Source organism: Pararhodobacter sp., assembly GCF_036802785.1.
In the GTDB taxonomy this organism is placed as follows: Bacteria; Pseudomonadota; Alphaproteobacteria; order Rhodobacterales; family Rhodobacteraceae; genus Pararhodobacter.
Window position 1 is genome coordinate 1 of sequence record NZ_DAIRVN010000074.1, and the last position, 25,101, is coordinate 25,101.

The 25,101-nt window shown below is 64.3% G+C and carries 20 protein-coding genes and 1 tRNA gene; 10 read left to right on the forward strand and 11 right to left on the reverse strand.

Features of this window, described 5'->3' with window-relative positions; translation table 11 throughout:
• Window positions 1–79: 79 nt before the first annotated feature.
• From V7Q53_RS19135 to V7Q53_RS19150, 4 genes are all read right to left on the reverse strand, one after another.
• Window positions 80–1,285: a type II secretion system F family protein gene (locus V7Q53_RS19135; RefSeq protein ID WP_333830394.1), complete on the reverse strand. Its 1,206-nt coding sequence runs from the start codon at window positions 1,283–1,285 to the stop codon at window positions 80–82.
• A complete protein-coding gene (locus V7Q53_RS19140; RefSeq protein WP_333830395.1) occupies window positions 1,282–2,730 on the reverse strand; it encodes a GspE/PulE family protein in 1,449 nt (482 codons plus the stop codon). The genes V7Q53_RS19135 and V7Q53_RS19140 overlap by 4 nt, the downstream gene beginning before the upstream one ends.
• 9 nt (window positions 2,731–2,739) lie before the next feature.
• Entirely contained in the window at window positions 2,740–4,653 is a 1,914-nt protein-coding gene (gspD, locus tag V7Q53_RS19145; protein WP_333830396.1) for a type II secretion system secretin GspD, read from the reverse strand.
• A 76-nt stretch (window positions 4,654–4,729) separates the two neighbouring features.
• Window positions 4,730–5,452, reverse strand: a complete 723-nt coding sequence (locus V7Q53_RS19150; protein WP_333830397.1) for a hypothetical protein — start codon at window positions 5,450–5,452, stop codon at window positions 4,730–4,732.
• 90 nt (window positions 5,453–5,542) lie between these two features.
• Here V7Q53_RS19150 and V7Q53_RS19155 point away from each other — a divergent pair, with 90 nt between their 5' ends.
• Complete coding sequence (locus V7Q53_RS19155) at window positions 5,543–6,064, forward strand: tetratricopeptide repeat protein (protein ID WP_333830398.1); 522 nt, start codon at window positions 5,543–5,545, stop codon at window positions 6,062–6,064.
• 34 nt (window positions 6,065–6,098) lie between these two features.
• On the opposite strand, the gene V7Q53_RS19160 is transcribed toward V7Q53_RS19155, so the two are convergent.
• The 4 genes from V7Q53_RS19160 to V7Q53_RS19175 form a co-directional block, all read right to left on the reverse strand.
• A complete protein-coding gene (locus tag V7Q53_RS19160; protein WP_333830399.1) occupies window positions 6,099–9,443 on the reverse strand; it encodes a PAS domain S-box protein in 3,345 nt (1,114 codons plus the stop codon).
• A gap of 398 nt (window positions 9,444–9,841) precedes the next feature.
• Window positions 9,842–10,171: a DUF2190 family protein gene (locus V7Q53_RS19165; protein ID WP_333830400.1), complete on the reverse strand. Its 330-nt coding sequence runs from the start codon at window positions 10,169–10,171 to the stop codon at window positions 9,842–9,844.
• Window positions 10,172–10,174: 3 nt separating this feature from the next.
• Window positions 10,175–10,390, reverse strand: a complete 216-nt coding sequence (locus tag V7Q53_RS19170) for a phage head-tail joining protein (protein ID WP_333830402.1) — start codon at window positions 10,388–10,390, stop codon at window positions 10,175–10,177.
• Window positions 10,390–12,519, reverse strand: a complete 2,130-nt coding sequence (locus tag V7Q53_RS19175; protein WP_333830403.1) for a VapE domain-containing protein — start codon at window positions 12,517–12,519, stop codon at window positions 10,390–10,392. The genes V7Q53_RS19170 and V7Q53_RS19175 overlap by 1 nt, the downstream gene beginning before the upstream one ends.
• Here V7Q53_RS19175 and V7Q53_RS19180 point away from each other — a divergent pair.
• Together V7Q53_RS19180 and V7Q53_RS19185 are read left to right on the forward strand one after the other, a co-directional pair.
• Window positions 12,487–13,662 (forward strand): tyrosine-type recombinase/integrase, encoded by a 1,176-nt coding sequence (locus tag V7Q53_RS19180; protein ID WP_333830415.1) that lies wholly within the window; start codon window positions 12,487–12,489, stop codon window positions 13,660–13,662. The two genes, V7Q53_RS19175 and V7Q53_RS19180, sit on opposite strands and share 33 nt — an antisense overlap.
• A gap of 199 nt (window positions 13,663–13,861) precedes the next feature.
• Entirely contained in the window at window positions 13,862–14,347 is a 486-nt protein-coding gene (locus V7Q53_RS19185) for a bifunctional DNA primase/polymerase (RefSeq protein ID WP_333830404.1), read from the forward strand.
• Here the strand turns inward: V7Q53_RS19185 and V7Q53_RS19190 are convergent.
• Window positions 14,342–14,417 (reverse strand) — tRNA-Ile (locus V7Q53_RS19190). The genes V7Q53_RS19185 and V7Q53_RS19190 overlap by 6 nt on opposite strands.
• 127 nt (window positions 14,418–14,544) lie before the next feature.
• On the opposite strand from V7Q53_RS19190, the gene purM reads away from it, so the two are divergent.
• Together purM and purN are read left to right on the forward strand one after the other, a co-directional pair.
• Window positions 14,545–15,591 (forward strand): phosphoribosylformylglycinamidine cyclo-ligase, encoded by a 1,047-nt coding sequence (gene purM, locus V7Q53_RS19195; RefSeq protein ID WP_333830405.1) that lies wholly within the window; start codon window positions 14,545–14,547, stop codon window positions 15,589–15,591.
• On the forward strand, window positions 15,588–16,178 hold the full coding sequence (gene purN / locus V7Q53_RS19200) for a phosphoribosylglycinamide formyltransferase (RefSeq protein ID WP_333830406.1): 591 nt from the start codon (window positions 15,588–15,590) through the stop codon (window positions 16,176–16,178). Before purM ends, purN begins: the two co-directional genes overlap by 4 nt.
• Before the next feature lie 23 nt (window positions 16,179–16,201).
• Here purN and V7Q53_RS19205 read toward each other — a convergent pair whose 3' ends face one another.
• Both V7Q53_RS19205 and V7Q53_RS19210 read right to left on the reverse strand, forming a co-directional pair.
• Window positions 16,202–17,389 carry an MFS transporter gene (locus tag V7Q53_RS19205; RefSeq protein WP_333830407.1) on the reverse strand — a complete coding sequence of 396 codons (1,188 nt, stop codon included), beginning with the start codon at window positions 17,387–17,389 and terminating at the stop codon, window positions 16,202–16,204.
• Between the two features lie 74 nt (window positions 17,390–17,463).
• Window positions 17,464–18,480 carry a glycosyltransferase family 2 protein gene (locus V7Q53_RS19210; RefSeq protein WP_333830408.1) on the reverse strand — a complete coding sequence of 339 codons (1,017 nt, stop codon included), beginning with the start codon at window positions 18,478–18,480 and terminating at the stop codon, window positions 17,464–17,466.
• A gap of 206 nt (window positions 18,481–18,686) precedes the next feature.
• Between V7Q53_RS19210 and sucC the strand changes: the two genes are divergently transcribed.
• The 5 genes from sucC to V7Q53_RS19235 all read left to right on the forward strand — a co-directional run.
• On the forward strand, window positions 18,687–19,880 hold the full coding sequence (gene sucC, locus V7Q53_RS19215; RefSeq protein WP_333830410.1) for an ADP-forming succinate--CoA ligase subunit beta: 1,194 nt from the start codon (window positions 18,687–18,689) through the stop codon (window positions 19,878–19,880).
• A 4-nt stretch (window positions 19,881–19,884) separates the two neighbouring features.
• Entirely contained in the window at window positions 19,885–20,769 is an 885-nt protein-coding gene (sucD, locus tag V7Q53_RS19220) for a succinate--CoA ligase subunit alpha (protein WP_333830411.1), read from the forward strand.
• A gap of 230 nt (window positions 20,770–20,999) precedes the next feature.
• The gene (locus V7Q53_RS19225; protein ID WP_333830412.1) at window positions 21,000–21,260 is read left to right on the forward strand and encodes a hypothetical protein; all 261 of its coding nucleotides are present in this window, start codon (window positions 21,000–21,002) and stop codon (window positions 21,258–21,260) included.
• Window positions 21,261–21,296: 36 nt separating this feature from the next.
• Entirely contained in the window at window positions 21,297–24,260 is a 2,964-nt protein-coding gene (locus V7Q53_RS19230) for a 2-oxoglutarate dehydrogenase E1 component (RefSeq protein ID WP_333830413.1), read from the forward strand.
• 4 nt (window positions 24,261–24,264) lie between these two features.
• The coding region (locus V7Q53_RS19235) for a biotin/lipoyl-containing protein (RefSeq protein WP_333830414.1) at window positions 24,265–25,101 on the forward strand (837 nt) is incomplete at its 3' end.

A 25,101-nucleotide genomic window follows, 5' to 3' on the forward strand; every position in this document is an offset into this window, starting at 1 on the left:
GGGGGGCTTTTTGCCCCCCTCTTCGGCTGCGCCGAATTCACCCCCCGCGCGTATTTGTGGCAAGATGAGGGGGCGACGCTTAGCTGCCGACCATGGCCTGCATGTCAAAGATCGGCAGCAGGACGGCCAGCACGATCACCAGCACCATCGCACCGACGACGACCATCGCGGCGGGCTCCAGCACCACGGCCACGCGTTTGCGTTCTGTCCGCAGCCAGCTTTCGGCCAGCACCGCCGCGCGGTCAGACATCGGGCCCAGCCGGGCCGAGGCCTCACCTGCCTGAATGAGCTGGCGCGCGACGGGGTGGAGGAAGCTGAGGCGCGACAACGCCGAGGACAGGTTCTCACCCCGGCGCAAGGCCTCGCCCGCCGCCCGGGCCTCAAGCGTGAAGCCCTCGGTGCCCAGCACATCGGCGGCGAAGCGCAGGGCCTCGGTCAGGGGCAGGCGGCTGTTGATGACCAGCGCGAGTGTGCGCAAATACGCCGCCGCCTCAGCCATGCGCAGGAAGCGCCCGGCAAGCGGCAGGCGCAACACCAGCCGGTCGCGGCGGTTTTTCAGCGCTGTGACGCGGTTTGAGGCCACCCCCAGCGCCACCAGCCCCGCCAGCAGGGCCGCGAGCCATGGCCAGTAATCCTGGATGAAGTCCACCATACCCAGAACGGCCAGTGTAAGCGGCGGCAGTTCCTGCCCGGTGGCGGCGAACATCGCCACGATCTCGGGCGCGACGGTGACCATCAGCACCGCGCAGACGATCACCGCGACCCCGGCCACGAAGGCGGGATAGATCAGCGCTGAGGTGATGGCGGCGCGGTCGCTGGCGGTGCTTTCCAGATGGTCGGCCAAGGTCAGGAACACCGCGTCCAGATCGCCCGAATGCTCGCCCGCGCGGATCGCGGCGGTGAACCACGCAGGCAGCGCCCCGCCCGCGCGCTCCAGCGCTTGTGAAAGCGGCTCCCCCTCCATCAGACCGGCGCGGGCCTCGGCGGCGAGGCGCTCGATCCGGCTGGCACCGGCGGCGGTCTGAACGGCCTCAAGGGCGGCATCGGCGGCCATGCCGGCGCTGAGCAGCACCGCCATTTGCCGGGTGAAGACCGAGAGCATGTCGTGGTCGATGAACCGCGCGCGGGCGCGGGTGGGGCGGGCGGCGGTCTGGCTGCTGATTTCGCTGGGCAGAAGGCCCTGCGCGCTGACTTTTGCCGAGGCGTCTGCCTCATCTTCGGCCACCACCACGCCGCGACGGCGTTTGCCGTCAGGGGTGAAAGCGGTATAGGCGAAGGTCTTCACGCGCTTTCCCCGATCACGCGGCGCACTTCATCGAGTGAGGTTTCACCCATTGCCACCCGCGCCAGTGCCGCTGCGAACAGCGACGAGCCTTTGCGTCCGGTCAGCGCGCGCATCCGCGCCTCAGGGGCGCCAGCGTCGATGGCCTCGCGCAGGGCGTCGTCGATTTCCAGAATGTCGAACACACCGATCCGCCCGTCATAGCCGGTGCCTTCGCAGGCGGGGCAGCCTTTTGGCTGCGCCAGCAGGGCCGGCGGGGTGAGGCCGTGGTCGGTGAAAAACTGCGCCTCTGCTCCGGAAGGGGGGCGGGTGGTGCTGCATTCGGGGCAGAGCCTGCGCACCAGACGCTGGGCCACCACCCCGCGCAGGGTGGCTGAAATCAGGTAGTTGTCCACCCCCAGTTCGCGCAGTCGCACCACCGCAGAAAGTGCGTTGTTGGCATGGAGCGAGGAGAACACCAGATGCCCGGTCAGCGCGGCCTCGGAGGCGACCAGCGCGGTCTCGGCATCGCGGATTTCGCCGACCAGAATGACATCCGGGTCCTGACGCAGGATCGAGCGCAGGCCGCGCGCGAAGGTCAGGCCGATATCGGCATTCACCTGCGTCTGCGAGATGCCCGGCAGGTCGTATTCCACTGGGTCTTCGACGGTCAGAATATTGCGTTCAGCCCGGTCGGCGAGGCGCAGGAGCGAGTAAAGCGAGGTGGTCTTGCCGCTGCCGGTGGGGCCGGTGGCCAGAATGATGCCGTTGGGCAGCCCCGCCAGCCGCTGCAGAAGCGCGGCCTGATCGGCGGCCAGTCCCAGCCTGTCCAGCGCCATCAGGCCGCTGGTGCGGTCCAGCAGGCGCATGACCACCCGCTCGCCGTAATGGCCGGGCAGGGTGGACAGGCGCAGGTCAATCGCCCGCCCGCCAAGGCGCAGCGCGATGCGCCCGTCCTGCGGCAGGCGGGTTTCGGCGATATCGAGCCGCGCCATCACCTTCAGGCGCGACACCACGCGCCGGGCGGGCACATCGCGGCGGTCAAACACCGTCTGCATGGTGCCGTCCACCCGCATGCGGGCGCGCAGCCCGTCCTCATGCGGCTCAAGATGCAGGTCGGAGGCCTCGGCCCGCACCGCCTGACGCAAGAGCTGGTTCACCAGCCGGATGACCGGGGCCTCGGTCGCATCCTCCAGCAGATCGCGGGTGGCGCCGGGGCGGTCAGGGTCTTCCAGATCAAAAGCGACATCGGGGGCATCGGTCTTGCTGGCGGCATCCTCATAGAGCCGGGCAAGGGCCGCCTGAAACGCCGCTTCGGGCAGCGCGGTCGGCGTCAGCGGGGCGCCCGCCCGCCGCCGCGCCTCGCGCAGGCCGTTCATGTTGGCCGCAGGGCCGATCAGCAGCGCGTCACCATCCAGCGCAACCTGATTGTCGCGGGCGAAGGTGAAGGGAAGGCGCGCGCGCTCCATCCCGCGCCCTTATTCGGCCATCAGCCGGGGGGGCAGGGCCGGAAACAGCCGGTCGCGCACGGCGCGGTCGACATAGGTCTGATCGAAGGGCTGGTTCAGGTCCACCCCGTCAAAGGGAAAGCCCGAGCGGCGCACCTGCGGATAGAGCGTGTCATTGCGCGGGCTGACCTGACGGGCGAGTGTTTCGGTCTGGCGGGCAATCTCGCGGGTGATGCGCTCGGCGTCGCGGTCACTGCCGATGACGCGCGGGCGCAGCATGATCAGCAGCACGCGCTGCCCCTCCTGCACATTGCGGCCCCGGAACAGCGCACCCAGCACCGGCAGGTTGGACAGGCCCGGCACCCGCTCGTTGGTGGTGCGGGAGCTGTCTTCGATCAGCCCGCCCAGAATGATCACCTGCCCGTTGCCGACAATGGCATTGGTGGACAGGCTGCGCCGCGCCGTCACCTCACCGCCCGCCGCAGCCGTGGTGCCGGTCAGGTTGGAAACCTCCTGCGAGATGCTCATGCGGACGGTGCCGTCTTCGGTGATCTGCGGGCGCACGCGCAGTGTCAGCCCCACATCCTGCCGCTCGATGGTCTGAAACGGGCGCTCGGGAACCGGGCTGTCACCGACGGTTGCGAAGGTGCCGGTCACAAAGGGCACGTTCTGCGCCACGATGATCTCGGCTTCCTGATTGTTGAGGGTCAGAACGGCGGGGGTGGACAGCAGCCGCGTGCTGCGCTCACGCGCGATGGCGGTCAGCATGGCGGCGAAGGTGCGGTTGTCGGACGCACCCAGAAAGCCGCCGCCGCCGGGGTTGGGCGTGTTTCCGGCCATGGCTGCACTGACCAGCGTGATGAGCGAGTTGCGTCCGTCCAGTGCAAAAGACGTGCCGCCGCCGATGGCATCATTCAGGATACCGCCGAACTGCACCGAGAGATCGGCGAAATTCTCGGCGGCGATTTCAAAGATCACCGCTTCGATCAGCACCTGCGAGGGCCGCAGATCGAGCGCGCGCACCGATTGCGCGATGGTCTCGATCCGGTCGCTGGGGGCGGTGATCAGAATGGCGTTGCTTTGCGGCTCGGCCACAACGGTGATCGCCGCAGGCCCCTCGCCGCCGCTGGCACCGATGGACTGGCGCACCACTTCCGACAGTTCGCGTGCATCGGCAAAGTTGAGGCGGATCACGCGTGAGACAGAGCGCTGTTGGGGCAGGTCAAGCTGGCTGACGACATTGCGCATGCGCGTGCGGAACTCTGACGGGCCGGACACCACGATGGTATTGGCGCGCGGATCGGACGAGATATTGGCCCCGGCGGGCGCATTGCCCACGGCCTGCAACACCGGCAGCAATTCTTCGGCGCGGCCATGGTTGAGGCGGATCACCTCAACCGAGCGGTCGCGCGTGGCGCCCAGCCGGTTCACCAGCGCCTCGATCCGGGCGATATTTTCGCGCCGGTCCGATAGCACCAGCAGCCCCGCCGAAGGGATCGGCGTCAGCATTGCATCGGCGGGAATCAGCGGCTCGACCACATCCATGATCTCGTCGATATCCGAGGCATCGACGGCAATCGCCCGCGTCTCGAACGCGCCGCCAAGGCCACGGCGGCTGCCCGGCGTCAGCTGGCGGGCCGAGCTGAGCGGGACAATCCGGTCAATCCCGTCGCCCTCGACAATGGTCAGCTCGTTCAGCTCCAGAATGTTGAGGAAAATCTCATACATGGCCGCAGGGGCAACCGGGGTCGGGGCGAAAACCGTTACCGTGCCGCTGACCGAGGGATCGACCAGAAAATTGCGCTGTGTCTGCTCGGACACTAGTTGCACGAAGCTGCGCAGATCGACATCGCGCAGATCAAGCCGGATCTGGGCGGCACCCGTCTGCGGCATCGCCACCAGAAATACTGCAAGCAGAAGAAAGAGGGGGGCAATGCGTTTCATGCTGGGATTGTTACTTTTTCAGAAAGAAGGTCAATCAAGGTTCATGCCGGGCTGCAAAGATCTTGCCGGGCGGGGTTCAGGGCCTGCGGGGCAGTGAGGGCGGGTTGTCGTCTTGGGTGTATTCTTCGGGGTCTTCTTCAGAGCCCTTGCCAAAGTCTTCGTCAAAGTCATCTTCGGCATAGGGGTCAGGTCCGTCTTCGGGGCCGTACGCGCCCCCGTCGTCAAGCGCGTCAGAGACGCTGAAACGGCTGATGCCATCCTCAATGTCGTAGTCGGCGTCGTCGGAAAAAGACAGCAGGAATTCGGGGCCGTAGCCCTGAAGGATCACGCCATGCGGTGTGATCTCGATGACGGTTTCGCCGCCGGACAGCTCAGAGCCCACGCGCACCACCTCCACCCCGATCTCGCTTTCGATCAGCGCCCAGCCGCCCCCTTCCTGCGCGACCATGCCACGCAGGAGGTAATCATAATCGGTATAGGGCAGGTATTCTTCTTCCTCGTCGGTGTCATCCGCCGGGGCGGGCGAGGGCGCGAAGGCGGGCTGCGGCGTGGCAGGTCGGGGGGGCGTGCCGAATGCAGCGGGCCAGAGGCGGGACGGCAGCGCGGTATCGGGCGCCAGCGGCTGGTCCATCCGGGTCTGGACCAGAATGCCGGGCAGGGGCATGGGTTGAGGTGCGGGCAGAAGCAGCGCCAGAGCCAGTGCGCCCAGCCCGAAACCCGCGACCACGCCGCCCGCCAGCAACCCTAGGAAAGGGGCGCGGGGCCCGGAATGCGCGGAGGGGGCGGGTTTACGGGTCAAGGCGGGCTACTTGCAATCGGTCAATCCATCGCTGGACAATAGCCCCCCCTGCCTTTAGCTTTCAATGATCAATCTGTAGCGGGTATCGTCATGCCTTTCGTCCGCATTTCGAAAGCTTTGTGTCTGACGGTGATTGCCGGTGCGCTTCTTGGCTGCGAAGCGGCGGGCACGCTTGCGGGTGGCGGGGGGCGCAGCGATTATCTGGTGGCCAGGCAGGCGCTGGAAAGCGGCAACTACCCGCTGGCCATCCGCCGGTATGAGACATTGATGTCCAGCATGGGGCCGGGCGAAAGCACGCGTTTGCAGCTGGAATATGCCCACAGCCTGCTGCGCGCCAACCGTTATGACGATGCCATTCAGGCCGCCGCGCCGCTGGCCGCGCGCAACCCGGATTCCATTCAGGCCTCGGCGCTGGCCGTGCGCGGCACCGCCCGCCACGAGGCCGCGCGCCTTGCCATGGAGCGCGGCGAGCATGCGCAGGCGCGCGTATTGCTGGAGGCGGCGCGCGATGATCTGGCGGCCTTCCTGCAGCGCAACGCGGCACTGGATGCCGCCGGCAGCATGCGCGCGCGCGCAGAACTGATCGCGGCCGATCTGCGCAGCCTCAGCTAACACCGGGTGCCTCAGGATACAGGCTGCGGAAAACTCAGTGCCGCCCGTCAATGGGCGTCAGGAACGCGCCCAGCGTATCGGCCAGTTGTGCTAGCGTCATCGGCTTGGTCAGGAACCCGTCGAACCCCGCTTTGCGGGTGCGCCCGATCTCGTCGCGCAGGGCATTGGCCGTCAGCGCCACGACCGAGACCGAACGGCTGATGTCGATGCCCGCCCGCGCTTCGCGGGCGCGGATTTCGGTGGTCATGGCATAGCCGTCCATCACCGGCATATGCAGATCAGCCAGAATCAGCCCGTAAGGCCTTTTCGGCAACATCTCCAGCGCAAGGGCGCCATTCTCGGCCAGATCGGGTTTCAGGCCCAGCAGCGCAAGCTGGCGCAGAATCACCTTCTGGTTCATCGGGTCGTCTTCGACCACAAGGATCGGCCGGTAGCGGCTGGCATCGAAGACCGGCGTCTTGCCTGCACCCGTGTTCAGCCGCGCCTCGGCGCTTGCGCTCCCCGTCCCGGTCGGGTCTGTCGCGCGCCGGGAACTGATGCCCGCCGCGCGCTGAACCGCCTTTGCCAGCGCGCCGCAGGTCAGAAGCTCGGTGCGCAGGCAGATGCGCCCGGTCGTCGGGTGCACCTCGCGGACCTCACCCTCCAGATCCGAGCCGGAATCGGCGCCCGGATCGGATCTGTCGCACAGCAGCACCCGCGGCAGTGAGAGCGGCAACGCCTTATCGGCGGGAAAATCGGGGCCCAGGACAAGGACATCCACCCCCTCACCGGCGTTTGCCGGAATGCCCTCGGCGCCCGGCAGTGCAATCCGCGAAACCCGCGCGCCCTCATGGTCAAGATAGCGGGCCAGATCCCCGGGCAAATAGGCTTCGCTTTCGGCCAGCAGGCAATGCACGCCCTTCAGGCGGGGCCAGACGGGCGCGCCGGTGGCGGGCAGGGGCTCCAACGGGATGGTGACGCAGAAGGTTGATCCGGCGCCGGGGGTGCTGTCCACGGTGATATGGCCGCCCAACCGCTCGACGATGCCCCTGGTAATCGCCAGTCCCAGCCCGGTGCCGCCAAAGCGCCTGGTGATCGCGCTTTCGCCCTGCACGAAGGGTTGAAAAACCCGCGCGCGCACCGCATCGGTCATGCCGATGCCATCGTCGCGTACCGTCAGCCGCAATCCTGGCTCGGGCCCCTCAGACATTTCGGCGCGCAGGAAAACATGCCCCGCCCCCTTGCGCCCGCCGCTGAACTTGATGGCATTGCCCAGGAGGTTGTAGACCACCTGCCGCAGCCGCGCCGGGTCTGAGCGGACATGGACGGGCGCTGCCGGGTCGATGAACAGGCTGATACGCACATTGCGCTGAAAGGCATAACCGCTCAGCGCGCGGGTGTTTTCCAGAATCAGGGCGGGCAGGTCGAAGACCTCCTGCTCCAGCCCCATTTCGCCCGCTTCGATCTTAGACAGGTCGAGGACATTGTCGATCAGCCCCAGCAGATGCTGTGCGGAGGCGCGCATGTGCTGCAAAAGCCCCGCCTGATCGCTATCGAGCGAACTGTGCGACAGCACCTCGGCAAAACCCAGCACAGCATTCAGCGGGGTGCGGATTTCGTGACTCATCGTCGCCAGAAAGATGGATTTCGCCTGATTGGCCTGTTCGGCAAGCTGGCGGGCCATGCGATCAGCCTCGGCGGCGATACGTTCTGAGACATCGCGCGCGGAAATGATGAAATTCTTGTCGTCATCCTCGAAGAAGCGGCTGGACGACGCTTCGACGGGAAAGCTGGTGCCGTCACGGCGCAGTGCGCGCACCGTGCCCCAGATCGTGCCATCGTCCGAACTGGCAAGCTGCGTGGCGAAACCCGCGATGATCGCCTCGGGGTCACTTTCGGAATCGCGCTGGATAAGCGCCTGCAGCGGCAGGCCTGCAAGCGTGCCGGGTGCGTAGCCGAATATCTGCTCGGCCTGACGGTTGGCCAGCATGATGATGCTGTCATCATTGACGATCAGCGAGGCATCGGGCGCGTTGTCGAACATGCGGCGGAACTTGTTCTCCATCTGCTCGGAGCGCCGACGCGCCAGCTTGATGTCGCTGATTTCTTCATGGGCAACCAGCACCAGCATCTGCTCCGGGTCAGTGAAGCGCTTCATGGTGCATTTGTACCAGCCTGTCCCTTCAGCGGTGGCACAGGGGTATTCAAAGCTGCCTTCGTGCTTTTCCCCGGACAGGATGCCGCGCAGAAGCTGCGCGGCTTCGACGGCCTCAGGTGCATCCCAGATGGCTGCATCGCAGACTTCCAGATAGCTGGTGCCCACGCCATTCGCCTCTTCTGTCAGCCCGTTGACGCGGCCAAAGGCATACCATGCTTCATTGGCAAAAACGATTTTTCCCTCGACGTCCAGAACGGCGATATGCGAATTGAGTGTGTTCAGCAGAACCTGATTGAAGTGCGCAGCCGCCTCAATTGAGATCCGGGCGCGATGGCTTTCCAGATGCCCGCCGATACCAAGCCCGGCAAGTGAGGTCACTGCACGCACCATTTCAGGTTGCCGGAAGGGGGCGCGGCTGATCACCGTAAGCACACCCCGCAGTTCACCGGCGGCGTTCAGTATGGCACTGCCCGCATAGGCCTGGGCGCCACAGCCTGCCAGATCGACGTCATCGGGGAAATGTTCGGTCACCGCCTCGGAAAAGAGGCAGAAGCGCCGCTTCGCAGCGATCTCGCAGGGGGTTCCGGCAAGCGCATAGCGGTAATTCGGCGCAACATCGCCATCGGCGAAAACGGCAATGGTTTCTGCCCAGCCCGGCGCATCGGCGCAGGGGATGGACAACTGCACCATCTCAACGCCCAGAACTTCCGCCAGCCGGTGGGTTGCCTTGCGGGCAATCGCCGCAAAGTCCAGCCCGGCGGACTCCACTGATATCAGTCGCAAGACCGCGTCAATCGCCTTTGGGGTGGAGACATTCTCGACGAACAGGATCAGTCCGCCGATCTCTCCCTGCTCGTTGCGCCAGGGCGATGCCTCCCAGTGATGCCAGGCGATTGTGCCGTCAGCATGAAACCACGGCTCTTCCGGTGTGCTCAGATGCGCGCCCTGAAGCGCCTGCTGATGCGCCTTGCGGCACCTGTCAGGCAGTTCGGGGAAAATATCATAATGCGACGATCCGACCTGCTCGCGGTCACCTGTTCCGAAGGTCTCGCGCCAGGAACGGCTTACGGCAACATAGCGCATCTGCTGGTCAAACATGGCCAGCGCGACAGGGGCATGGCGAACGAAATTGCTCAGCGCATGGGCGTTTTCACGAAGCTCTTGCGGCGGGTTTTCATGCCAGTTGCCGTTCGCGCGCACAGTTGCAATTGGTCTGGGAGAATTATTTGGGTCGGCATTCATCGGGCAGGAAATCCATGACCAGGAGCGAGGCAAAAACTGCGCGATACCGAAAAAAAACGAACCCCAAATTAGCGGGTCAATAGCGGAGCATCAATACTTAGACAACCGGCGTCCGCGCGGGGGTCCCGTTGCATGCCGGATAGGAGGATATGGTAGGCCCGGAGGGTTCCACACCGCCTTGTTTTAAAAGGTAAATCAGGAAAATACCAACAAAAATACCAACAAAGTGGTAGGCTTTCGTGATATTCTTGGTATGTTGCAACTCAAACACGTTGCACATCTGTTGGTATCGAAATTGCCGGAATTTTGATGCTTGAGCAAGCCGAATTTCGAAAAAAAGAAACGGCGGCAGAGCACACGCTACCCCACCGCCGATCCGGTCAGAATGACTCGGATGATCAGAAGCCCGACAGGCGCACCTTCACTGCTGCAGTGCTGGCACCGGCTGCCGCGACGGCCACGCCCAGCAGCGTGTTTTCGCTCGCCGTGGTCGTGGCCAGATCGTCGTCGCTGTCCCAGTAAACTTTTGCGCCCAGCGTGAAGTCGTTTGCGCCAACCTTGGGCAATTCCCAGACGCCGGATGTTTTCACGTCGACATCAGCGCCGCTGGCCGCATCACCCTGGGCAATGCCTACGATGTCGCCTGCGATGACCGGGAAGCCGCCAGCAACATCGGAAGGGGCGGGAATGGTGATCGTGTCACCGGGTTGAATGAAGTTCTTCGCCATGGGTCATACCCCTTTGCTGGTTTGGAAGCGGACGATCGAAAGCCGCTTCCTTTGAAGTTGGGAAATTTCCGCGTCGATGGCCGCGATAGCCCGTTCCATCTCGGCTTGGCTGCGATAGGTCACTTCCTCGCCGTTCGAGTCGCGGATGGTGCGGATGCCCGAAAACCGGGCTTCCTGTAGCTTTTCGCGGTAGTCGCGCAGTTTGGTGAGATCCGGCATCACGCCCCCGGATTGCGATAGGCGCCGCGGTGTTCCACGGCACCGCAACCGAAGTCGAGCACCACGCGGAACTCCCGGCCCAGCACTTCCCAGCCATCGCGGCTGGACAGCTGCGGCCCCGGTGCGCTGGACAGATAGGCGTATTCCAGCACGGGCGCGCTCGCCGGATCTCCGAACACATACCAGCTGTTGCCCGTGATGCGCGGTTCCACCAGCAGCGAAAGCCGGATGGGCTGCACATCATCTGTCGTGGCCGCATAGATCGAGGCCAGCAGCTTTTCGGCAGCGGTTTCCAGCGCCGGCCCAACCAGCAGGAAGCGCGGCACCACATTGATAGGCGTTGCGCCATCGAGCCCTTTCTGCGTCCGCATGGCCAGCACTTCGCGCGCCGAAGTCATCTGCACCGGATCATTGAATTCGCCATCACCGGCAACTTGATCGGCAATGGCGCTTTCCCACGGGTCTTCTTCGCGCGCGTTTTCCTGTTCACATTGGGCCAGTTGCTCAATCTCGGATGTAAGGTGCCAGCGCTCACCGGCATTGAACGCGACCACAGCTTCAGCGAAAAGCTGTTCCCGATCATCGGCAAGTGCGTTCGCATTTATGGTGCCGCAACTCACGGGCCAGAATCGCCGCCCGCCCGTCATGTCGCGTAGGAATGCAGTTTCATTGGTAGTTCCTACAAACACGCATTGCCGCAGCACTGCATCAGCCTTGCGGGCATATGGCGCCCGGATCTCATCCGTCGCGCGTGTCAGGAACGCTTTCAGGTCTTCGGCTTCAGCCTTTCGCGATGGGGCAAGTTCCGCCATCTCGATCAGCCAATGCCCGCGCACATAAAGGCCAGCCTCTTTGGCACCGTCTCGGATCGAGGGCATGTTGTCACCAAACCACTGCCCGCCCAGAATGCTGCAGGCAGTAGATTTGCCGGTGCCCTGTTCCCCGCCCAGCACAAGAACATGATCATGCTTGCAACCCGGCCGCATCACACGCGCCACCATCGCCACCAGGAAGGCCCGCCCAACTGCGCGGCTGTACGCGTTGTCCATCACGCCCAGATAGCATGAAAGCCATGTGTCCATGCGGCTGGTGCCATCGTGGCGCAGCGACTCCAGCCAATTCTTGACGGGATGATAGCGGTTCAACTCGGCAACTGCTCGAACCGCGCTTGCCGTCAGATCCGCTCCGACGTTGTGCATTCCGGCTTGTTCGATCGCCACGCGGATCAAGCCTAGATCTGCATCATTGATTGAACCGCCCCGCCATTCATCCTGCCCGGTCATGTCGTTCTTGCGGATCGAAAAGCCCTGTTCGCGGTTCACCTTCCGCAAAACAAGAATTGCATTGTGAAGTGTCGGCTTCATGTCCCCGTTCTTCGCCTTGATTATCCCGACTTTAGCAGTCTTCGCCACCCCACCCAGCAAGTCTGTAAGGTCGGTTGTCGATCGCGCGGGCAGATCGTCGAAAGCATCGCCCCAGTCTTGCGGAAAGTCCCAGATCGGCTTTTCCCAGCCGTTCTGCCAGCCGTGTTCAAAGCTGCTTTGCGCCTCGCGATCCGACATACCTGCGGCAATGCCAGCGGCAACCAGAGCTGCACACGCCTCTTCCTCAGTCAGCATCGCGTGGGCGCCGGCGCCACCTGCCCAGAACGCAGCATTGTTCAGCGCCGCTTGCCTGCCGCCTTCCATGGTCGAGGCAACGGCGGCAGCCTTGTCGGCAAGCCGGGCGGCAGCCCAAGTTCGCTGTTCCTCAGTCGCTTCAGGAAGCGGGGTGACAGCTGTGCGTTCCGGTTTGGGCGGCGGCACAAGCGATGCCGGAAAGGGCGGCAGATCGGCTGAACCCAAAGGCTTCCCGGCGACTCGGTAGCGTAGCCCGTCCTTCAGGCTATCGGGGGCAAGAACGAAACCATTGCGGTTCCGCACGTCCAAGCCGCCGCCTATCGTTCCGACAGTCGCCTTGATCGCCGGGTTGAACGCGAAAAACAGGTGCCAGCCGCCTGAAGGGGTTTGGCTTCGAACCAGCGACATTTCCGCGATGTCCTGAAAGCCCAGACCGGCCAACGATGCGGCGCCGTCTTTGCCGTTCTTCATGTCAACATCAAGAACGGTAAGCCCGCCGAGAAGGTTCAAAAGCTGTCTGATGGGCGTGGATTATTTCTTCAGGTCACGCCTGGAGGCTCAAAACTCTGGCGCATGAACTACCGCTGGCAGGACAAACAGCGCACAGCAGCCTTCGGAAGCTACCCTGACGTTTCGCTTGCAACAGCGCGTCTCAGGGCGGCAGAACTTAAGGACAAGCTTGCCGCAGGCATTGACCCCGCCGCGAAAGCGACGACCGTAGCCGCCGCCCAGCCGCATCGAACCTTTCAGGCCGCAGCAAAGGAATGGTTCCGATCGCAGGAAGCGCGCTGGGTCTCGGGCTATGCTGCCCGGATATGGGCGCGGCTGGAAGCTGACGTGTTCCCCAAAATTGGCCAGACCGATGTGGGCAAGATCGCCCCGGCAGATGTGCTGGCGCTGCTGCGCGAAGTCGAAGATCGCAACGCCTTGGAAATGGCCAAACGCTTGCGCCAGAGTATATCTGCGGTTTGCCGCTATGTCGTTGCGAATGGTTGGGCTACGCAAGACCCTGCCGCCCCTCTTGCCGGTGCGATGAAGGCCCGCCCCCGGCAACAGCACCGCGCCGCCCTGAAAGCCGGTGAACTGCCGGCATTCTTCAATGCGCTTCGCACCTATAGCGGCGACCTGTCGACCGCGATCGCTCTGAAGCTCATTGCGCATACGTTTGTTCGATCCAGTGAACTGCGCTTCGCAAAATGGGGAGAGATCGAAGGCGACATCTGGAGGATTCCGGCTGACCGCATGAAAATGCGCAAGGAACACCTCGTACCCTTGTCGAAGCAGACAAAAGCGATGTTTACCGAGCTGAAAGACCTTGCGGGCGGCAATCAATGGGTGTTGCCCGGGCAGTCGGGCCATAAACCCGTCAGCGAAAATACCCTGATATATGGATTGTATCGGCTGGGCTTTCATAGCCGCGCCACGGTTCACGGGTTCCGCGGCACTGCGTCAACCATCCTGAACGAGTCCGGCCTCTGGCGCCCTGACGCAATTGAACGGCAGCTTGCGCACGTTCCAGCCAATGAAGTCCGGTCAGCTTATAATGCCGCCCTGTATCTCGAAGAACGGAAGGCGCTGATGCAATGGTATTCCGCCGAGCTGGACAAGCTGGAGGCGAAGGGGAAGACGGATCTGACGCACCTGCTTTCATAGGTAGCGGCTATAGTGTTTTAAAAATGTGAAAGTCATTGCCTTTCACTTCTAAAGTGAAAATAATCGTTTAATTTCAAATACTTGATTCAATCCTTCGCAGCGCCTATCTTAGGCCTGCGATCTTTTCTGTTTTCTGCATGGTGCGTGAAAAGGAAAAGGCCGCCGGGCTGCAACCCGACGACCTTAAAAGGACTTCTTCATGCAAGATAGCAATGCGCGCAGCGCGATTCAATCCCCTCGTTACACTGATCTTTCCGAACTTCTTGGCAGTGATCGCGACAATCTGGCCGTTGCGCTAGATCTGGCCCGGCGCGGCTTCGCGGTGTTTCCGCAGCGCGACTGGGGCGACGGTGACGGCTGGAAGCCGATTAAGGACTTCCCCAGCAAAGCCAGCACCGACCCCGCCTGTATTCGCGCGTGGTGGGCCAAGTGGCCAGAGGCGCGGGTTGCGCTACTGACAGGTGAACGCAACGGGATTAGCGGCACGGCATTGCGCATCTGTCAGGGGCATTCCATGAACTCCAGTTTGTTGGTATCGGAGTCAATATACCAACAAATGATACCAACAAAAGGCAGGACGCATGGAGCCTATCGGAAGCGCATGGAGCCTCAGATTGATCGCAAGTCACTGTATTTTAAGCGATTTTTGATCAATCTGAGACGCATGGAGACGGGTTCTTGGTAGGCCCGGAGGGACTCGAACCCCCAACCAAGGCGTTATGAGCGCCCTGCTCTGACCATTGAGCTACAGGCCCGGCGCGACGTTGCTAGCAGATTGCTGCCCGGCGTCAAGAATATGCGGGCGCGGGCCGCTTGGTGCGTTGCTTGCGCGCGGGGCTTGCGCTAAGGCGGGCGCCATCACGGCTACGGGAGATCGGGGCGATGAGCGAGCGCAAGAACGGAATGACCTACGCCAAGGCCGGGGTCGATATCGACGCGGGCAATGCACTGGTCGAACGGATCAAGCCAGCGGCAAAGCGCACGGCGCGGCCCGGCACCATGTCCGCGCTGGGCGGCTTTGGCGCGCTGTTTGACCTCAAGGCGGCGGGCTACAGCGACCCGGTGCTGGTGGCGGCCACCGACGGGGTGGGCACCAAGCTGCGCATCGCCATCGACACCGGCCATGTCGATACCATCGGCATTGATCTGGTGGCGATGTGCGTCAACGATCTGGTCTGTCAGGGCGCGGAGCCGCTGTTCTTTCTGGATTACTTCGCCACCGGCAAGCTGGATGTCGATCAGGCCACCCGCATCATCGAAGGTATCGCCGAGGGTTGCGCGGCCTCGGGCTGCGCGCTGACCGGCGGCGAAACCGCCGAGATGCCGGGCATGTATCACAAGGGTGATTTCGATCTGGCAGGCTTTGCCGTCGGCGCGATGGAGCGCGGGGAGGACCTGCCGCGCGACGTGGCTGAGGGCGATGTGCTGCTGGGGTTGGCCTCGAACGGCGTGCATTCGAACGGCTATTCGCTGGTGCGTAAGATCGTCGAAGCCACCGGGCTGGGCTGGGCTGACGCCTGCCCCTTTGGCGAAGGCACGCTGGGTGAAGCGCTGCTGGCACCGACGCGGCTTTATGTGAAACCAGCGCTGGCGGCGGTGCGGGCGGGCGGTGTGCATGCGCTGGCGCATATCACCGGCGGCGGCCTGACCGAGAACCTGCCGCGCGTGCTGCCCGAAGGGCTGGGCGCGCGCATTGACCTAGACGCCTGGACCCTGCCGCCGGTCTTTGGCTGGCTGGCGCAGAACGCCGGGCTGGAACAGGGCGAGATGCTGAAAACCTTCAACTGCGGCATCGGCATGATCGTGGTCGCTGCCCCTGACCGCGCCGAAGCGCTGGTCGCCCTGCTGACTGAAGCAGGCGAAAGCGTCAGCGTGCTGGGTCAGGTGACGGCGGGCGAGGGCGTCAGCTACACGGGCGCGCTGGGGTGAGCAAACGCGTTGCCATCCTGATCTCGGGGGGCGGGTCGAACATGGTGGCGCTGGTGCAGAGCATGACCGGCGACCACCCGGCGCGACCCTGCCTTGTGCTGTCGAATGACCCTGCCGCCTCAGGGCTGGAACGTGCCGCCGCGCTGGGTGTCCCCACGGCGGCCGTCGATCATCGCCCCTTCGGCAAGGACCGCGCGGCGTTTGAAGCGGCGCTTCTGCCCGCGCTTGAGGCCGCACAGCCCGATATCATCGCGCTGGCCGGTTTCATGCGGGTGCTGACCGCCGGTTTCGTCAACCGTTTTGCCGGGCGGATGCTGAATATCCATCCCTCGCTACTGCCGAAATACCAGGGGCTGCATACCCATGCCCGCGCGCTGGAGGCAGGCGATGCCGAGGTTGGCTGCACCGTGCATGAGGTGACCCCGGTGCTGGATGACGGCCCGATTCTGGGGCAGGCGCGTGTGCCCGTCCTGCCCGGCGACACGCCCGATACGCTGGCGGCGCGGGTGCTGGTGCAGGAGCACCGCCTCTACCCCGCCGTGCTGCGCCGTTTCGCGGCAGGGGACAGGCGGCTTCTGCTGCTCTGATCCATCACCCGCCGCTGACGCGCTCACGCCTTGTAGGGCAGGCGCGTCAGTGCCAGCAGCGCAGCCAGTGACAGCGCCCCCGCCGCTGCCAGCGCCAGCCTTGCGTCGATCAGCGCCAGTGCACCGGCCAGTGCCAGCGGGGCCAGCGCGCCCAGCGTCATCCGCAGCCCCGCCAGCGCGCCCAGCCGGGCGGCAAAGCCCAGCGGGCCGAACAGCGCCAGCGGCACGGTTCCGCGCACGATGGATGTCAGCCCCTGCGACAGGCCGAACATCACCGCGAATGCCGAGGCAGACCACAACCCCACCGGCGCCAGCGCCAGCAGCGCCATAGCCACCACCAGCAACCCCAGCGACACATAGGCCGTCACCACCGGGTGGTAGCGCCCGCCAAAGGCCATTTCCAGCACCCGCACGCCCACCTGTGCCGGGCCCATCAGCGCCCCCGCCGCCACCGCCGCGCCCTGTCCCAAGCCCAGCGCCATCAGCGCGGGAACCCATTGCGCGGTCATCGCCGAAAACACCGCCCCAGCCCCGGTAAAGCTGACCGCCAGCAGGATCATCGCCTTGCGGTGCTGATCGGGCGGCAAAGGGGCAAAGCGGGGCGGCTCGGACGGGGCCTTGCCGTTTTCGGGTGCGTGGCGCGGCAGGGTCAGGTGCAGCGGCAGGCACAGGAACAGATGCAGTGCGGCATAGAACAGATAGGCCTCGCGCCAGCCAAATCCGTCGATCAGCCATAGCGTTGCAGGCCAGAAGACGGTCGAGGCAAAGCCGCCCAGCAGCGTCATCTGGGTGATCGCCCGGCGCGCCTTTGCCGGACCGACGGCCTGCGCGATGGCCGCGAAGGCCGCGTCATACAACACCAGCGGCGCGACCAGTTCCGCCAGCACCAGCGCGGCCACCAGCCACCAGCCGCTGGTGACCTGAGACAGCGCCACCAGTGCCAGCGCCGCCAGCGCAGACCCCCATGACATCACGGCCCGCGCGCCCAGCCGGTCGATCATCCGCCCGGCCACCGGCGCGAAGAGCCCGCTGGCCAGCAGTGCGGCGGAAAAACCGGCATAGGCGAAGGTTGTGGTGATGCCCAGATCGCCGGTCAGTGCCGGAACCATGACGCTGAAGGCGTAATACAGGGTGCCGAAGCCCACGATCTGGGTGATGCCAAGGACCAGAACGGGCCAGGCGAACGGCAAGGCAAAGCGCGGTGCGGACATCGGTAACCCTCTGGCAGGCCTGCATTGCTTAGGCCCGCAGCAAGGGGGCTGCAAGGGGGCGCGCGCTGTCGGCGCTACAGCCCCGCCGCCAGACCGGGAAAGGCCGCGCGCAGGGCCGCATCGAAGGCGGCGCAGGACAGGTCAGGCACCCTGCCCAGCCAGTGGCCGAGCGCCGGGGCCGGATCAAATTCCAGCCGCCGGACAAGGCCTGCCGTTTCCAGCGCGGGCAGGGAGGGGGCGACCTTCAGCCGGTCATGAAAGGCATACAGGGCGGCAGGGTCCTGATGATGCTCGCGCATATACAGCATTTGTGCGCGCCGGTGCGCGGCCAGAAACCGCTCCCACTGCGCGGGGTCATGGGCGGCGTAGCGGCGCAGTTTGATCAGCCAGTGCAGCGGCGTCAGCCCGTCGAAATGCAGCACCACGGCGTCCTGGGCCGGAGCCGCGGGCGGCAGCGCGCCGTCCACCCGCGGGGCATGGGGCTGCAACACGGCGCCGCGGCCGGTGCGGGTGCAGGCCTTGCCTCCGGCATGGCCGGAAACCCCGCGCGCCACGAACGGCGCCTGATAGGCCAGCGGGGCGGGCAGCGGGTCTTTCGCGCGAAGGGGCACCCGGAAGACCCCCTCGAACAGGGTTTCGGGCGTGGGATCGAGATAGGCGCGCTCGAGATTGCGCAGCGCCATGAAAACCGGCGCGTCATCCACCGCCGCCAGTTCCTGCGCAAAACGGCGGCCCGGCGGTAGCCACAGGAACTCATCCGCGTCCAGATGCAGCAACCAGTCCACCCCGGCGCGGCGATAGGCCTGCGTGGCCACCAGTGTCTGGCGGCGGGTCTGCAAGGGCGGGCGTCCGCCGTTCAGCCGCTGCCAGAAACCTGCATCGCAGCGGGTGAGGATGACGCCCGGCAAATCGGCGGCCTCAGCGCTCAGAACGCGCGCCGCAGAGGACTCGGGCGCGTCCAGATACAGGTGGATTTCGCGCGCGCCCTGCGCCAGATGCCAGCACAGATTGGCCATGACAAGCGCTTCGGGCTCATCGGCCAGCATCACCAGCCCCCAGCTTGCCGCCCCCGTCGTTTCATCCGCGATCATCCGGCGCGCAGCCCCGCTTCCGTTGATTCCCCCGTGTCGGCGGGCCGTCACCGGCTGGTGCCGGAATTTGTGATCACGCGATTTCGCGCCGTGATCACAAAGCAAAGAATTTTCGCCTCAGGCGCGAATCTACACCAAATAGTCATTTGTGCCACGTCTGTTTCATGGCATGAGCAGCACAAATCGCAGCAGACGGGGACAAATCCGTGAACATCCATGAATATCAGGCGAAGGCCCTTCTTCGCAGCTATGGCGTGCCAGTTTCCGACGGTCGGGTCGTTTTTCGCGCCGAGGAAGCCAAAAGCGCGGCGGGCGAGATGGACGGGCCACTTTGGGTCGTGAAAGCCCAGATCCACGCAGGCGGGCGCGGCAAGGGCAAGTTCAAAGAGGCCTCGGCGGGCGAAAAGGGCGGCGTGCGGCTGGCCAAATCGGTCGAAGAGGCCGCTGAGCATGCCAATGCCATGCTGGGGCGCACGCTGGTCACGCATCAGACCGGCCCCGCCGGCAAGGTCGTGAACCGCATCTATATCGAAGACGGCTCTGACATTTCGCGCGAGCTGTATCTGGCGCTTCTGGTTGATCGCTCCTCCAGCCGCGTGTCCTTCGTGGTATCCACCGAAGGCGGCATGGATATCGAAGAGGTTGCGGCATCGACGCCTGACAAGATCATCTCGTTCAGCATCGATCCGGCCACCGGCGTTCAGGGTTTCCATGGCCGCCGCGTGGCGTTCACGCTGGGGCTTGAAGGCAAGCAGGTCAAGCAATGCGTCGATCTGGTGAACAAGCTCTACAAGATGTTCATCGAAAAAGATGCCGAGATGCTGGAGATCAATCCGCTGATCGTCACCACCGATGGCGACCTGAAATGCCTTGATGCGAAGATGGGCTTCGATTCCAACGCCCTCTACCGGCAGCCCGATGTTCTGGCGCTGCGCGACGAGACCGAGGAAGATTCAAAAGAACTCGCCGCGTCGAAATTCGACCTGAACTACATCGCGCTGGATGGCGAGATCGGCTGCATGGTCAACGGCGCCGGGCTGGCGATGGCGACGATGGACATCATCAAGCTTTATGGTGCCGAGCCTGCCAACTTCCTCGATGTCGGTGGCGGTGCCACCAAGGACAAGGTGACCGAGGCGTTCAAGATCATCACCTCGGACCCCAATGTGAAGGGCATCCTGGTCAATATCTTCGGCGGCATCATGCGCTGCGACATCATCGCCGAAGGCGTGATCGCCGCGGTCAAGGTGGTGGGTCTGAAAGTGCCGCTCGTCGTTCGCCTGGAAGGGACGAACGTGGAAAAGGGCAAGGAAATCATCAACAATTCCGGGCTTGACGTGATCGCCGCCGACAATCTGTCGGACGCTGCGGAAAAGATCGTCAAGGCTGTGAAGGGGTAAGAATATGGCCATCCTCGTCAACGAAAACACCCGCGTCATCTGTCAGGGCTTCACCGGCTCGCAGGGCACCTTCCACTCTGAGCAGGCCATTGCCTATGGCACCAAAATGGTCGGCGGTGTGACCCCCGGCAAAGGCGGCGGCACGCATCTGGATCTGCCGATCTTCAACTCGGTCCATGAAGCGAAAGCCATGACCGAGGCCAATGCGTCGGTCATCTATGTGCCGCCCCCTTTCGCTGCTGACAGCATCCTTGAGGCGATTGATGCCGAGATGGAGCTGATTGTCTGCATCACCGAGGGTATTCCGGTGCTCGACATGATGAAGGTCAAGCGCGCGCTCGAAGGGTCGAAATCACGCCTGATCGGGCCGAACTGCCCCGGTGTCATCACGCCCGGCGCCTGCAAGATCGGCATCATGCCCGGCCATATCCACAAGCGCGGCAGCGTTGGTGTGGTGTCGCGTTCGGGCACGCTGACCTATGAGGCCGTGAAGCAGACCACCGATATGGGCCTTGGCCAGTCCACCGCCGTGGGCATCGGCGGCGACCCGATCAAGGGCACCGAGCATATCGACGTGCTGGAGATGTTCCTGGCTGACCCTGAGACCACCTCGATCATCATGATCGGCGAAATCGGTGGTTCGGCTGAAGAAGAGGCCGCGCAGTTCCTTGCCGATGAGCGCAAGCGCGGCCGCTGGAAGCCCACCGCCGGTTTCATCGCCGGGCGCACCGCCCCTCCGGGCCGTCGCATGGGCCATGCCGGTGCCATCGTTGCCGGTGGCAAGGGTGATGCGGAAAGCAAGATCGAGGCCATGAAAGCGGCCGGGATCATTGTTGCCGACAGCCCCGCCACGCTGGGCGAGGCCGTGCTGAAGGCTATCAAAGGCTGATGCCACGACCGGCCGCCCTTGCTTGCCGCCTTGTTGCCCCTGCCGCTCTGGCAGGGGTGCTGGCGGGGGCTTGCGCGGCGCAACCGGAGCGCGCCCCTGACGCGGTGACGGGCAGGGATATGCTGCGCGCTCAATCCTGCGGGGCTGCAATGCACGCCGTCAACGCTACATCCCGGCCCGCCGCGCCGGCTGGCGCCTTTTGCCGCGAAGCGCGCAGACTGCCCGCTGCGATGCGCGCCCACGTCTTCGCGCGGGGCGAAATCATCCCTGCCGCCTCCGCGATCCTGCCCGCCGCGTCGCCCGCGAAGACGCAGGCCACACGGATCAGTGCGCGGCGGGGGCTGCTGCCTTTCCTGCCGGACCGCCTGCTGACCGATGCGCAGGGCGGTTCCACCGCGCTGGCGATGCGCCCGCCGGAGGCTGTTCACCGGCATGGGCAGATCGGCGACGTTACCATCTTTGAGCACAGCGACATCGAACCGCTCCTCTGACCAATGACCCTTTCCCTCATATCGAGGATTTGACCCATGAACGACCAAAGCCCCAACATCGCCCTGCACGCCACGTCTTTCCTTGACGGCGCGAATGCGGATTACATCGACCAGATGCAGGCGCGCTATGCGCAGAACCCGTCCAGCGTCGATGCCGCCTGGGCGCAGTTCTTCGACTCGATGGATGATGATTACGCCACATCGGTCGGCATGGCACAGGGGCCCAGCTGGGCGCGCGCCGACTGGCCGCCCATGCCGAATGATGACCTGACCGGGGCGCTGACCGGCGAATGGCCCGCCACCGCCGAGGGCAAGGCCGCTGGCAGCAAGATCCGAGAAAAGGCCGAGGAGAAGGGCATCGAGGTCACCGATGCGCAGGTGCAGCGCGCCGTGCTCGACAGCCTGCGCGCGCTGATGATCATCCGCGCCTTCCGCATCCGGGGCCACCTGATCGCCGATCTGGACCCGCTCGGCATGCGCGATGATTCCGTCCACCCGGAACTGGACCCCGCCGCCTATGGCTTCACCGAGGCCGATATGGACCGGCCGATATTCATCGACAATGTGTTGGGCCTTCAGGTCGCCACGCTGCGCCAGATCCTTGATATCCTCCGGCGCACCTATTGCGGCACCTTCGCGCTGCAGTTCATGCATATCTCCGACCCCGTGCAGGCCGCATGGCTGAAGGAACGCATCGAGGGTTATGGCAAGGAAATCGCCTTCACCCGCGAGGGGCGGCGCGCGATCCTCAACAAGCTGGTCGAGGCCGAGGGGTTCGAGAAATTCCTCCATGTCAAATACATGGGCACCAAGCGCTTCGGCCTGGACGGTGGCGAGGCGCTGATCCCGGCGATGGAGCAGATCATCAAGCGTGGCGGTGCGCTGGGCCTGAAAGAGGTTGTCATCGGCATGCCCCACCGCGGGCGACTGTCGGTTCTGGCCAATGTCATGAGCAAGCCCTACCGCGCCATTTTCAACGAGTTTCAGGGCGGCAGCTTCAAGCCCGAGGATGTCGATGGCTCGGGTGATGTGAAATACCACCTCGGCGCGTCCAGTGACCGTGAGTTTGACGGCAATGTCGTGCACCTGTCGCTGACCGCCAACCCCTCGCATCTTGAGGCGGTGAATCCGGTCGTGCTGGGCAAGGTCCGCGCCAAGCAGGACCAGCTCAACGATATTGATCGCCGTCAGGTGCTGCCGATGCTGCTGCACGGCGATGCGGCCTTTGCCGGTCAGGGCGTGGTGGCCGAATGCCTTCAGCTTTCGGGCATCAAGGGCCATCGCACCGGCGGAACAATCCATATCATCGTCAACAACCAGATCGGCTTTACCACCGCGCCGCATTTCTCGCGCACCTCGCCCTATCCGACTGATATCGCGCTGATGGTCGAGGCGCCGATTTTCCACGTCAACGGCGATGACCCCGAAGCCGTGGTGCATGCCGCGCGCGTGGCCATCGAATACCGCCAGCAGTTCGGCAAGGATGTGGTGATCGATATCTTCTGCTACCGGCGCTTCGGGCATAACGAGGGGGATGAACCGATGTTCACCAACCCCGCGATGTACAACCGCATCAAGCGCCACAAAACCACGCTGCAGCTTTATACCGAACGGCTGGTGGCTGACGGGCTTATTCCCGAGGGTGAGATCGATGATATGAAGGCCGCGTTTCAGGCCCATCTCAACGAAGAGTTTGAGGCGGGCAAGGAATACCGGCCCAACAAGGCCGACTGGCTGGATGGCCGCTGGCGCGCGCTGAAAACCAAGGATCAGGCGCAGTATCAGCGCGGCCAGACCTGGATCAAATCGGAAACCTTTGCCGAAGTCGGCGCGGCGCTGACACGGTATCCGGCTGATTTTGATATCCACAGGACGGTCGCGCGCCAGCTTGAGGGCAAGAAGAAGATGTTCGACAGCGGCGAGGGGTTCGACTGGGCCACCGCCGAGGCGCTCGCCTTCGGTTCGCTTCTGGCCGAGGGCTATCCGGTGCGCCTGTCCGGGCAGGATTGTTCGCGCGGCACCTTCAGCCAGCGCCATTCCGCGCTGATCAACCAGACCACCGAAGAGCGCCATTTCCCGCTCAACCATATCCGCGCCGGTCAGGCGCGCTACGAGGTCATCGATTCGATGCTCTCGGAATATGCGGTACTGGGCTTTGAATATGGCTTCTCGCTGTCCGAACCCAACGCGCTGGTGATGTGGGAGGCGCAGTTCGGCGACTTCGCCAATGGCGCACAGATCATGTTCGACCAGTTCATCAACTCGGGTGAATCGAAATGGCTGCGCATGTCGGGGCTGGTGCTGCTGCTGCCGCACGGGTTTGAAGGGCAGGGGCCGGAGCATTCCTCCGCCCGGCTTGAGCGCTTCCTGCAGATGTCGGCCGAGGAAAACTGGATCGTGGCGAACTGCTCCACGCCCGCCAACTATTTCCACATCCTGCGCCGCCAGATGCACCGTGACTTCCGCAAGCCGCTGGTGCTGATGACGCCGAAATCGCTGTTGCGCCACCCGATGTGCGTGTCGCGCACCGAAGATTTCACCGATGGCTCCACCTTCCACCGGGTGCTGTGGGATGATGCCGAGAAGGGCAATTCAGAGCTGACGCTGAAGCCCGATGACCAGATCCGCCGCGTGGTGATGTGTTCGGGCAAGGTTTACTATGACCTGCTGGCGGAGCGCGATGCGCGCGGGCGCGATGATGTGTATATTCTGCGTATCGAACAGCTGTATCCCGTGCCCACGCAGTCGCTGCGTGCTGAACTGGCGCGTTTCAAGGATGCCGATATGGTCTGGTGTCAGGAAGAGCCGAAGAATCAGGGCGCCTGGTCGTTCATCGAGCCCAATCTTGAATGGGTGCTGACCCAGGTCGGCGCTGCGCACACCCGCCCGCGTTATGTGGGGCGTTCGGCCTCGGCATCGCCTGCAACCGGGCTGGCCTCCAGGCATAAGGCACAACAGGAAGCGCTGGTTAACGAAGCGCTGTCTTTCGAAGAGGAATGAGAGAATGAGCATCGAAGTCCGCGTTCCCACGCTGGGTGAAAGCGTTTCCGAGGCCACGATCGCCACATGGTTCAAGAAGCCGGGCGATTCGGTGGCCGCCGATGAAATGCTGTGTGAGCTGGAAACCGACAAGGTCACGGTCGAAGTGCCCGCGCCCGCTGCCGGTATCCTGTCGGAAATCGTCGCCGCCGAGGGCACGACGGTGGGGGTGAACGCGCTGCTGGCGGTGATCGCCGAGGCGGGCGCTGCCGGGCCGGAAACGCCCCAGCCCCGTGCGCCGGGTGCGAAAACCGAAGCGGGCGGCGAGGATGACGCGCCCGCTGCCACGGAAGCGGTGCCGGTGATGGTGCCGACCCTTGGCGAAAGCGTGTCCGAGGCGACGGTGGCCACATGGTTCAAGGCGGTCGGCGACACGGTCGCGCAGGATGAGATGCTGTGCGAGCTGGAGACTGACAAGGTTTCGGTCGAGGTGCCATCGCCTGCGGCCGGTGTCCTGACCGAGATCCTTGCGGCGGCGGGCACCACCGTTGCTGCGGGCGCCCAGCTGGCGGTGATCGGCGGCGCGCCCGGTGCGGCTGTCAAGGCCGATACCAAGGCACCCGCCGCCGCCCCTTCCGAGGGCAGCGGCAAGGATACCGAAGATGCGCCCTCGGCCCGCAAGCTGATGGCAGAGAACAACATTTCCCGCGATGCAGTCACGGGCACGGGCCGGGATGGTCGGATCATGAAGGAAGACGTGCAGAAAGCTCTCGCCTCCGGTGCGTCGGCGGCGGCCCCGGCGGCGGCGCAACGGAGGGGAGCGGATTCTGGACGGCATGCGGGAAGGGCCGGCCAGCCCGGC